We start from the raw sequence: 9,771 nt of genomic DNA on the forward strand, positions 1-9,771 counted from the left end.
GTGTGGTCCTCCCCCCCCACCCCGGCCCCCCCCCACACCCCCGAGGAACCGAAGCCGGAGACCACGACCGCGGTGAGGTAGAGGCGGGCGGCGCGGTCGTGGTCTCCGGCTTCGGTACCTCGGCGTTGTGGCTGGTGTCCGGGGTCTGGGTGAAGGACCTCACGGGATCGGACGGCCTGGCGGCGCTGTGCATGGTCGCCATGTGGGCGCCCACCCTGGCCGGCCCGCTCCTGGGCACGCTCGCCGACCGTACCCGGCGCAAGCCGCTGCTGATCGGCGCGAACCTCCTGCTGGCCGTCCTCCTGCTGACCCTCTTCACCGTCGACTCCCCGGACCGCCTCTGGCTCCTCCTGGCGGTCCTGTTCGTCTACGGCGCCGCGGGTGTCGTCCACGACGCCGCCGAGTCCGCCCTCGTCGCCTCCGCCGTGCCCACGCCGCTGCTGGGCGACTTCAACGGGCTGCGCATGACGGCCTCGGAGGGCATGAAACTCCTCGCCCCGCCGGCCGGTGCCGCCGTCTACGCGGCGTACGGCGGCGCGAGCGTCGCGCTGCTGGACGCCGTGACGTTCGTGGTGGCGACCGGCCTGTACGCCTGCCTCCGCCTCCGCGAGAGCAGGCCCGAGCCGCCGAAGGGCGACTGGCGGACGCAGACCGCCGAGGGGGCCCGCTTCCTGTGGACGCGCCCCCGGCTGCGCCCCCTCGTCCTGGCCGGCGGCACCACCATGCTGTGCGCCGGCCTCAACGGCGCGTTGATCTACGCCGTCATCGACGGCCTCGGCCACACCCCCGCGTACGCCGGTGTGTTGTACGCCGTCCAGGGCGCCGGTTCGGTGGTGGTCGGGCTGCTCTCCGGCCCGGCGCTGCGCCGCTTCGGTGAGCGCCGTTTCGCCGCGTGCGGCATCGCCCTCGCGTCCGTCGCGGCCGGCCTGCGGGCCGTTCCGTCCGACCCGGTGGCCCTGGCGTGCGGCGCGGCGATCGGCGCGGGGCTGCCCTGCGTGCTGATCGCCGCGCTCACCGCCGTACAGCGTGAGACCCCGCAGGCCCTGCTCGGCCGTACGGCGGCGACGGCGAACACGCTCGTCTTCACTCCGAACGTCGTCGGGCTGGCGGCGGGAGCGGCGCTGGTCGAATTGTTCGACGTACGGCTGCTGTCGGCCGTCCTGGGTGCGGCCTGGCTGATGACCGTCCTGCCGCTGCTGCGTCAGAGCGCGGCGAGTCCCTCCCGTACCGCCACCAGGTCCGCGTCGGACGCCAACCCCGCGTGATAGAGCCGGATCTCGGTGGCGCCCAGCTCACGCGCGCGTGCCGCGTCCGACGCGAGCGTGCCCGGGCTGCCGCCCATCCCCGAGACCACACCGAGGTTGGCGGCGAGGACCGCGCCCTCGCGGCCCTGTGCGGCGAAGGGGGTCAGCAGGGCGGGGCCGCCCGCGCAGGGAACGACCACTCCGTCCGCGACGGCGAGGATGTGCTCGGGGTCGACGCCCGGGTTGGCGCCGACGTGGTGGGTCACCGGGTCGGCGTGCAGCAGGATCTGGAAGCCGTCTGGGGCGGCCCGGCGTACCGCGCGGACCGCGGTCTCCTGGAGCGTACGGGCGGTTTCGTCGCGCCACGCGCGCGTGGCCGCCGCCTTCGACTCGCCGAGCAGCTTCTCGACCCCGGCCCAGCCCTCGTCCGCGACGGTGCCCTGCCACAGCGGTTCGAGGGCGGCGCGTACGGCGGCCGCCAGTTCGTCGGCGTCCAGGCCCTGGGCGCCGTAGCCCTCCTCGCAGGTCGGGCAGAAGCAGAGCGCCATCAGGTACATCCCGGCGTCGCCGAGGGGGACCCCGCCGGTCTTGTCGTGGGCGTGCAGATGCTGCAGGCCGTACCAGCCGAGGGACTCCAGTTCCGTGCCGCTTGCACCGGGGCGTACGGCGGCCTCGGCGGCCAGTTCGACGAGGTACGCGCGCGTGGCGGGCTGTGCGATGCAAGGGGCCCAGGGGTAGCGGTCGCCGTAGGCGTTGACGACCGAGGTGTCGGGGTGCTCGGCGCCCAGGCGGGAGTTGTGCGCGAGGACGACCCAGGTGTGCACCTCCAGACCGGCGCCCGAGAGCGCGGCGGCCGCCTCGCCGAAGGCGTCGCCGGGTGCCCAGTCACCGGCCGGGTAGGGGCGCAGCTCCCGGCCCTGCCACCGGTCGTCCGTCGGGTAGAGCACGGCCGCGTGTTCGGCGGTGACGATGCGGTGGCGCGGGTGGCGGGGGGTGAGGGCTCGGGTGGAGTGGTAGGCGGCGGCGAGCGTCACCTGTCGCACGCCGAGGGAAGCGATCCGGCCGGGCGCCTCGGGGTCTCCGTTGATGTCCCAGGGGTAGACGAACGTCGACGCCTTCACTTGGTGTCCTCCGGCTCCTTCTCCAGCAGCGCGTATCCGCGCTCGATCACCTCGGCGAGCTGCTTCACATGATCCTCGCCCGGTTCGTGCAGCGGCGGCCGGACCTCCCCCACGTCCAGACCGCGCATCCGTACACCTGCCTTGACCAGGGCGACGGCGTACCCGCGGCCCTGGGCGCGCAGTTCGACGAACGGGCGGTAGAAGCCGTCCAGGAGACGGGTGACGGTCGTGTCGTCGCCCGTCTCCAGCGCCCGGTAGAAGGCGAGGGCGATCTCCGGGGCGAAGCAGAACACGGCGGAGGAGTAGAGCGTGACGCCGATCGCGCGGTAGGCGAGCTGGGTCTGTTCGGCGGTGGGCAGGCCGTTGAAGTAGAGGAAGTCACCGGGGCCCTCGGCGCGTACGGCGCTGACGATCCGCTGCATGAGGTCGAGGTCGCCGAGGCCGTCCTTGAGGCCGATGATCCCGTCGGTACGGGCCAGCTCGACGACGGTGGCCGGGGTGAACACGGCGTTGTCACGCTGGTAGACGATCACGGGGAGCGCCGTCGCCGCGGCGACCTCCCGGTAGTGCCGCAGCAGTCCCTCCTGCCCAGCGACGACGAGATACGGCGGCATGGCGAGCAGCCCGTCCGCGCCGGCCCTCTCGGCGAGCCGCGCGTACCGCACGGCGAGCGCGGTGCCGTACCCGGCGCCCGCGACGACCGGCACCCGTCCGTCCGCCGCTTCGACGGCCGTCCGTACGCACGCCTCGTACTCCTCGGGCGTCAGCGCGTGGAACTCCCCGGTGCCGCAGCAGGCGAACACGGCGGCGGCCCCGGCCTCGACGCCCCGGCGCACATGGGTGCGGTAGGTGTCGAGGTCGACCGTGCCGTCGGGACCGTAGGCGGTGACGGGGAAGAACAGCGGCCCGCCGGGGACACTGAGGCGTGCGGCGAGGGGGGCTGGCGTCACGGGCTCTCCCTGGAGCGAGTACGGAGCAAGCGAGTAGGAGCAGGAGGGACGGATGAGCAAGGGATGCAGATCTCTGATCAGAGTTTATGTTTATGAACGACATCCGCACCACCCTTGACGTCGAGGGGTGGTGATCCTTAACTAGTCCACGAATGTGAATACCGTGCACGCACGCGGCCGATCACTCAAGGAGCCCCGAGGATGCCCGCACCCCGCACCGTTCTGCTCACCGGCGCCGCCGGCGGCCTCGGCACGCTGATGCGGGACCTGCTCCCGGCGTACGGCTACGAGCTGCGGCTGCTCGACCTGCGCCCCATCGAGGGCGAGCCGGACGCGATCGTCGCCGACCTCGGCGACCGGGAGGCGCTGCGCGAGGCCGTGCGGGGCGTCGACGCGATCATCCATCTCGCGGGCATCTCCCTGGAAGCGCCGTTCGAGAAGATCCTGCGCGCCAACATCGAGGGCACCTACAACCTGTACGAGGCCGCCCGCGCGGAGGGCGTGGAACGCATCGTCTTCGCCTCCTCCAACCACGCGGTCGGCTTCACGCCCCGCCCCCAGGGCGACGACCCCCTGATCCCCATCGACACCCCGCGCCGCCCGGACACCTTCTACGGCCTGTCCAAGTCCTTCGGCGAGGACCTCGCGCAGTTCTACTGGGACAAGCACGGCCTGGAGACGGTGTCGGTGCGCATCGGCTCCTGCTTCCCCGAGCCGACCAGCGTGCGCATGCTCTCGGTCTGGATGAGCCCGGCGGACGGCGCCCGCCTCTTCCACGCGGCCCTGACCGCCGAGAACGTCGGGCACACCGTCGTCCACGGCTCCTCCGCGAACACCCGCCTGTGGTGGGACCTGACCAGCGCCCGCTCCCTCGGCTACGACCCGCAGGACGACTCCGAGCCGTACGCCGAGAAGCTCATCGCCGAGCAGGGCGACCTGGACCCGGACAACGTCGCGCACGCCTACCTGGGCGGCCATTTCGTCAGCGACCCCCCGATCTGGCCGTACTGACCGAAACGAGTCGACGCGAGAAGGCGGGCGGGCAACGAACGGGCCGCCCGCTGCGGAATTCGGGCACCAGCCGTGCCCGACCCCAGCAGACCCGGACACGGTGCGACAGCGTGCCTGAAGGGGCGCGGGGAACTGCGCGACCAGCCACAACACACCCGCAGACACCACACGACCGCACCCCCCGAGTCCCGAGTCCGCCCCGGGCACCCACAAGACCGAACGGGCACACACCGGGCAGTATCACCCCCGTAACAGACCTGGTCACCACCTCATACCCGCTGTAGAACTTCCCCCAAGGGCCACAGGAGAGCCCGAACGGGCAACAGCGAGGCAGGTGACGACCATGAACAGAACAGCGGAGGAACGCCAGCGCGAGATCGTCCGCGCCGCCCGCGCCAGCGGCTCCGTCGACGTCACCGCGCTCGCCGCCGAACTCGGCGTGGCCAAGGAGACCGTACGGCGGGATCTGCGCGTCCTGGAGGACCACGGCCTGCTCCGCCGCACCCACGGCGGCGCCTACCCCGTGGAGAGCGCCGGCTTCGAGACCACGCTCGCCTTCCGCGCCACCAGCCACGTCCCCGAGAAGCGCCGGATCGCGGCCGCGGCGGCCGAGCTGCTCGGGGACGCCGAGACCGTCTTCGTCGACGAGGGCTTCACCCCACAGCTCATCGCCGAGTCCCTGCCCACCGACCGGCCGCTGACCGTGGTCACCGCCTCCCTGCCGGTCGCGGGCGCCCTCGCCGAGGCCGAGCAGGTCTCCGTGCTGCTGCTCGGCGGCCGGGTGCGGTCCGGCACGCTCGCCACCGTCGACCACTGGACGACGAAGATGCTGGCCGGCTTCGTCATCGACCTGGCGTTCATCGGCGCCAACGGCATCTCCCGCGAGCACGGCCTGACCACCCCCGACCCGGCCGTCAGCGAGGTCAAGGCGCAGGCGATCCGGGCCTCGCGGCGCACGGTGTTCGCGGGCGTGCACACCAAGTTCGGAGCGGTCAGCTTCTGCCGGTTCGCCGACATCGGCGCACTGGAGACGATCGTGACGAGCACCCAGCTCCCCGCCGCCGAGGCACACCGCTACTCGCTGCAGGGCCCCCAGGTCATCCGCGTCTGACAACCGAACCCACTCCCCTGGAGGCACCTCCACGCCTCCGACCGCCCCTTATCTCCCCGTTTTCACCAATCGTCCAGGAGCGATCCATGCGAACCCAGAGCCGACGACGGCCACCGCGAGCCACGCTCGCCATGGCCGCCGCAGGGACGCTGCTCGCCCCGCTGCTCTCCGGCTGCTGGGTCGGAGCCGGCGGGGCGGGGTCGGGCGGCAACTCGATCAACGTCCTCATGGTCAACAACCCCCAGATGACCGAGTTGCAGAAACTCGCCCCCCGCTTCACCGAAGAGACCGGCATCAAGGTCAACTTCACCGTCCTGCCCGAGAACGACGTCCGCGACAAGATCAGCCAGGACTTCGCCAACCAGGCGGGCCAGTACGACGTCGCCACCCTCTCCAACTACGAGATACCGATCTACGCCCGCAACGGCTGGCTGCACGAGATGAACTCGTACGTCGCCAAGGACCCCGGATACGACGAGCAGGACGTCCTGGGGCCGATGCGCCAGTCCCTCACCGGCGACGACGGCAAGCTCTACGGCCAGCCCTTCTACGGCGAGTCGTCCTTCCTGATGTACCGCAAGGACGTCTTCGAGAAGGAGGGCCTGACGATGCCCGCGCACCCCACCTGGCAGCAGGTGGCGGACCTCGCGGCGAAGACGGACGGCGCCGAGCCCGGCATGAAGGGCATCTGTCTGCGCGGCCTGCCCGGCTGGGGCGAGGTGATGGCGCCCCTCACCACCGTGGTGAACACCTTCGGCGGCACCTGGTTCGACAAGGACTGGAAGGCGCGGCTGGACTCGCCCGAGTGGGAGAAGGCGACGAAGTTCTATGTCGACCTGGTCCGCGAACACGGTGAGTCCGGAGCCGCCCAGTCCGGGTTCGCCGAGTGCCTGAACAACATGACCCAGGGCAAGGTCGCCATGTGGTACGACGCCACCTCCGCGGCCGGTTCCCTGGAGTCGGCGAACAGCCCGGTCAAGGGCAAGGTCGGCTACGCACCGGCGCCCGTCGAGAAGACCGAGTCCGCCGGCTGGCTCTACACCTGGGCGTGGGGCATCCAGCAGGCGTCCCGCAACCCCGACAAGGCCTGGAAGTTCGTCTCCTGGGCGTCGAGCAAGCAGTACGAGCAGCTCGTCGGCGACGAGATCGGCTGGTCCAACGTGCCGGCCGGCAAGCGTGCCTCCACCTATGCCAACCCGGCGTACCGCGAGGAGGCGGCCGCCTTCCAGGAGATGACGAAGGAGGCCATCGAGGGCGCCCGCCCGAACGACCCCGGCGTACAGCCGCGCCCCGCGCCCGGCATCCAGTTCGTCGGCATCCCCGAGTTCACCGACCTCGGCACCAAGGTCTCCCAGGAGATCAGCGCGGCCATCGCCGGACGCCAGTCCGTCGACGCGGCCCTGAAGAAGTCCCAGCAGCTCGCCGAGAAGATCTCCGAGGAGTACGAGGGGCGATGACAGCGACGACCACGGCCCCCGTGGCCACGACCGAGGTACGCACCACCCGTCCGCCCTCCGCCCGGCTGCGCGCCTGGGCGACCCGGGCCCCCTTGCTCCCCGCCCTCATCTTCGTGATCGTGGTGACCCAGCTGCCGTTCGTGGCCACGCTGGTGATCTCGTTCTTCGACTGGAACTCCCTCTACCCGGACGCCCGCCAATTCACCGGCATCGACAACTACCGGGAAGTGCTCACCGACGCCGACCTGCGCCACTCGGTGTGGACGACCGTGCTGCTGACGGTCGCGGTGGTCCTGGCCAGCCTGGTCCTCGGCCTGGTGCTCGCCCTGCTCCTGGACCGCAGGTTCAAGGGCCGCGGAGTGGTCCGCACCCTGCTGATCGCCCCGTTCCTGGTGGTCCCCGTGGCGGCGGCCCTGCTCTGGAAACATGTGCTCTACAACCCTGAATACGGCCTGTTCAATGGGTTGTTGCACTATGTGGGCGGCCCACAGCCGGACTGGATCTCCAACACCCCGCTCCTCGCGGTCGAGGCCGCCCTCGTCTGGCAGTGGACGCCGTTCATGATGCTGATCCTGCTGGCCGGCCTCCAGAGCCGCGACCACGAGCAGATCGAGGCGGCCCGGGTCGACGGCGCGAGCGACTGGCAGATCTTCCGCCACCTCACCCTCCCGCACCTGCGCCGCTACCTCGAACTCGGCGCCCTGCTGGGCTCGATCTACATCGTCCAGAACTTCGACGCGGTCTTCACGATCACGTCCGGCGGCCTGGGCACCGCCAACCTCCCCTACACCGTCTACCAGAGCTTCTACCAGGCCCATGAGAACGGCCTCGCCTCGGCCGCGGGCGTCCTGGTGGTCATCGGCTCGATCATCATCGCGACCTTCGCGCTGCGCGTGGTGTCGTCCCTGTTCCGCGAGGAGGTGTCGCGCGCATGAGTGCAGTGGCCGTACGACTTCGTCATCGCAGCCGCCGCAAGGGAGTCGGCCTCGGCCTGGTGGCCTGGCTGCTGGGAATACTCTTCTTCCTGCCGATCGCGTGGATGGCGTTGACGTCCTTCCACTCCGAGGAGGACGCGGCGACCAACCCGCCGTCCTTCGCCGCGTCGCTGACGCTGGACGGATACCGCGAGTTCTTCGGTGCGGGCGGCGGCGCCAGCCCCTGGCCCGCGCTGATCAACTCGACGGTGGCGTCGGTGGCCTCGACCCTGTTCGTCCTGGTCCTGGCCCTCCCGGCGGCGTACGCGCTGTCGATCCGCCCGGTGAAGAAGTGGACGGACGTCCTGTTCTTCTTCCTCTCCACCAAGATGCTGCCGGCCGTGGCGGGCCTGCTGCCGCTGTACCTGTTCGCGAAGAACACGGACATGCTCGACAACATCTGGCTGCTGGTCATCCTCTACACCTCCATGAACCTGCCGATCGCGGTGTGGATGATGCACTCCTTCCTGGCCGAGATCCCGGTCGCGATCATCGAGGCGGCCAGGGTGGACGGCGCGAGGCTCCCGACGATCCTGGCTCGCGTGGTGGCTCCGATAGCCCTTCCCGGCATCGCCGCCACGGCCCTGATCTGCTTCATCTTCAGCTGGAACGAGCTGTTGTTCGCCCGAGTCCTGACCGGCGTGGTGGCGGAGACCGCGCCCGTCTTCCTGACCGGCTTCATCACCAGCCAGGGCCTGTTCCTGGCGAAGGTGTGCGCCGCGTCGCTCGTCATCTCCCTGCCGGTGCTCGCCGCGGGGTTCGCCGCCCAGGACAAGCTGGTCCAGGGCCTGTCCTTGGGAGCAGTGAAATGAAGGCCGCCGTCATCGAGTCCGTGGGCAAGGCAGTCGTCGCCGAGGTCCCCGACCCGACGCCAGGCCCCCGGGAGGTCGTCGTCGAGGTCGCGGCCTGCGGACTGTGCGGCACCGATCTGCACATCCTCCAGGGCGAGTTCGCGCCCAAGCTGCCGATCGTGCCCGGGCACGAGTTCGCGGGCGAGGTGGTCGGGGTCGGCACTCAGGTCACCGAGCTGTCGGTGGGCGACCGGGTAGCGGTGGACCCGTCTCTCTACTGCTACGAGTGCCGCTACTGCCGTACCGGCCACAACAACCTCTGCGAACGCTGGGCCGCGATCGGCGTCACCACGGCGGGCGGCGCGGCGAAGTACGCGGTGGCGCCGGTCGCGAACTGCGTACGGCTTCCCGAGCACGTCCGCACCCAGGACGCGGCCCTGGTCGAACCCCTGTCCTGCGCTGTCCGCGGCTACGACGTCCTGAAGTCCCGGCTCGGCGCCCATGTCCTGATCTACGGCTCCGGCACGATGGGGCTGATGATGCTGGAGCTGGCCAAGCGGACGGGGGCGGCGAGCGTGGACGTCGTGGACGTCAACCCGCAGCGCCTGGAGACGGCCCGCAGGCTCGGCGTCTCGGCCTCTGCCGCGAACCCCGACGAGTTGGACCGTCCCCAGGGCTGGGACCTGGTCGTCGACGCCACCGGCAACGCTGCCGCGATCCAGGACGGACTGGAGCGGGTGGCCAAGGCGGGCACCTTCCTCCAGTTCGGGGTGGCGGACTACTCGACACGGGTCACGATCGATCCGTACCGCATCTACAACCAGGAGATCACCATCACGGGCTCCATGGCTGTCCTCCACAGCTTCGAGCGGGCGGCGGAGCTGTTCGCGAACGGGGTCCTCGACCCGGAGATCTTCATCAGCGACCGGATCCCGCTGGAGCGCTACCCGGAGGCCCTGGAACAGTTCGCCTCCGGCGTGGGCCGCAAAATCGTGGTCGTCCCCTAGCGTTCCTCGCCCCCGCCGCCCCTACCCATCCCATCCCCAGGGGCTCCGCCCCTTCGACCCCGGGGTTCGTTCTTCGGGTGCGGGCCGGTGGGGGCTTGTCGCGCA

The 9,771-nt window shown here is 70.8% G+C and carries 9 protein-coding genes; 7 read left to right on the top strand and 2 right to left on the bottom strand.

The window, feature by feature from the left end; genetic code table 11:
* Positions 1-98 precede the first annotated feature (98 nt).
* On the top strand, positions 99-1,265 hold the full coding sequence (locus L0P92_RS37945) for an MFS transporter (RefSeq protein WP_234767662.1): 1,167 nt from the start codon (positions 99-101) through the stop codon (positions 1,263-1,265).
* Here L0P92_RS37945 and L0P92_RS37950 read toward each other — a convergent pair.
* Both L0P92_RS37950 and L0P92_RS37955 read right to left on the bottom strand, forming a co-directional pair.
* A complete protein-coding gene (locus L0P92_RS37950; protein ID WP_234767645.1) occupies positions 1,202-2,365 on the bottom strand; it encodes a hypothetical protein in 1,164 nt (387 codons plus the stop codon). The two genes, L0P92_RS37945 and L0P92_RS37950, sit on opposite strands and share 64 nt — an antisense overlap.
* On the bottom strand, positions 2,362-3,315 hold the full coding sequence (locus tag L0P92_RS37955) for a 5-dehydro-4-deoxyglucarate dehydratase (RefSeq protein WP_234767646.1): 954 nt from the start codon (positions 3,313-3,315) through the stop codon (positions 2,362-2,364). Before L0P92_RS37955 ends, L0P92_RS37950 begins: the two co-directional genes overlap by 4 nt.
* A gap of 201 nt (positions 3,316-3,516) precedes the next feature.
* Between L0P92_RS37955 and L0P92_RS37960 the strand changes: the two genes are divergently transcribed.
* From L0P92_RS37960 to L0P92_RS37985, 6 genes are all read left to right on the top strand, one after another.
* Positions 3,517-4,326, top strand: coding sequence for an NAD-dependent epimerase/dehydratase family protein (locus L0P92_RS37960; RefSeq protein ID WP_234767649.1), 810 nt, complete (start codon positions 3,517-3,519; stop codon positions 4,324-4,326).
* Positions 4,327-4,669: 343 nt separating this feature from the next.
* Positions 4,670-5,437 carry a DeoR/GlpR family DNA-binding transcription regulator gene (locus L0P92_RS37965; protein ID WP_234767651.1) on the top strand — a complete coding sequence of 256 codons (768 nt, stop codon included), beginning with the start codon at positions 4,670-4,672 and terminating at the stop codon, positions 5,435-5,437.
* A gap of 86 nt (positions 5,438-5,523) precedes the next feature.
* A complete protein-coding gene (locus L0P92_RS37970) occupies positions 5,524-6,894 on the top strand; it encodes an ABC transporter substrate-binding protein (RefSeq protein ID WP_234767654.1) in 1,371 nt (456 codons plus the stop codon).
* Positions 6,891-7,829 (top strand): carbohydrate ABC transporter permease, encoded by a 939-nt coding sequence (locus L0P92_RS37975; RefSeq protein WP_234767655.1) that lies wholly within the window; start codon positions 6,891-6,893, stop codon positions 7,827-7,829. The genes L0P92_RS37970 and L0P92_RS37975 overlap by 4 nt, the downstream gene beginning before the upstream one ends.
* Positions 7,826-8,680 carry a carbohydrate ABC transporter permease gene (locus tag L0P92_RS37980; protein ID WP_234767657.1) on the top strand — a complete coding sequence of 285 codons (855 nt, stop codon included), beginning with the start codon at positions 7,826-7,828 and terminating at the stop codon, positions 8,678-8,680. The genes L0P92_RS37975 and L0P92_RS37980 overlap by 4 nt, the downstream gene beginning before the upstream one ends.
* Complete coding sequence (locus tag L0P92_RS37985; protein ID WP_234767659.1) at positions 8,677-9,666, top strand: zinc-dependent alcohol dehydrogenase family protein; 990 nt, start codon at positions 8,677-8,679, stop codon at positions 9,664-9,666. The genes L0P92_RS37980 and L0P92_RS37985 overlap by 4 nt, the downstream gene beginning before the upstream one ends.
* Positions 9,667-9,771: the final 105 nt, after the last annotated feature.

Origin of the sequence: Streptomyces muensis, from assembly GCF_021474425.1 — a bacterium.
In the GTDB taxonomy this organism is placed as follows: Bacteria; Actinomycetota; Actinomycetes; order Streptomycetales; family Streptomycetaceae; genus Streptomyces; species Streptomyces muensis.

What these genes read in the sequence shown, in the direction of transcription:
- L0P92_RS37960 (WP_234767649.1), top strand. Translation starts at nt 3,517, where the DNA reads ATGCCCGCACCCCGCACCGTTCTGCTCACCGGCGCCGCCGGCGGCCTC.
- L0P92_RS37965 (WP_234767651.1), top strand. Translation starts at nt 4,670, where the DNA reads ATGAACAGAACAGCGGAGGAACGCCAGCGCGAGATCGTCCGCGCCGCC.
- L0P92_RS37970 (WP_234767654.1), top strand. Translation starts at nt 5,524, where the DNA reads ATGCGAACCCAGAGCCGACGACGGCCACCGCGAGCCACGCTCGCCATG.
- L0P92_RS37975 (WP_234767655.1), top strand. Translation starts at nt 6,891, where the DNA reads ATGACAGCGACGACCACGGCCCCCGTGGCCACGACCGAGGTACGCACC.
- L0P92_RS37980 (WP_234767657.1), top strand. Translation starts at nt 7,826, where the DNA reads ATGAGTGCAGTGGCCGTACGACTTCGTCATCGCAGCCGCCGCAAGGGA.
- L0P92_RS37985 (WP_234767659.1), top strand. Translation starts at nt 8,677, where the DNA reads ATGAAGGCCGCCGTCATCGAGTCCGTGGGCAAGGCAGTCGTCGCCGAG.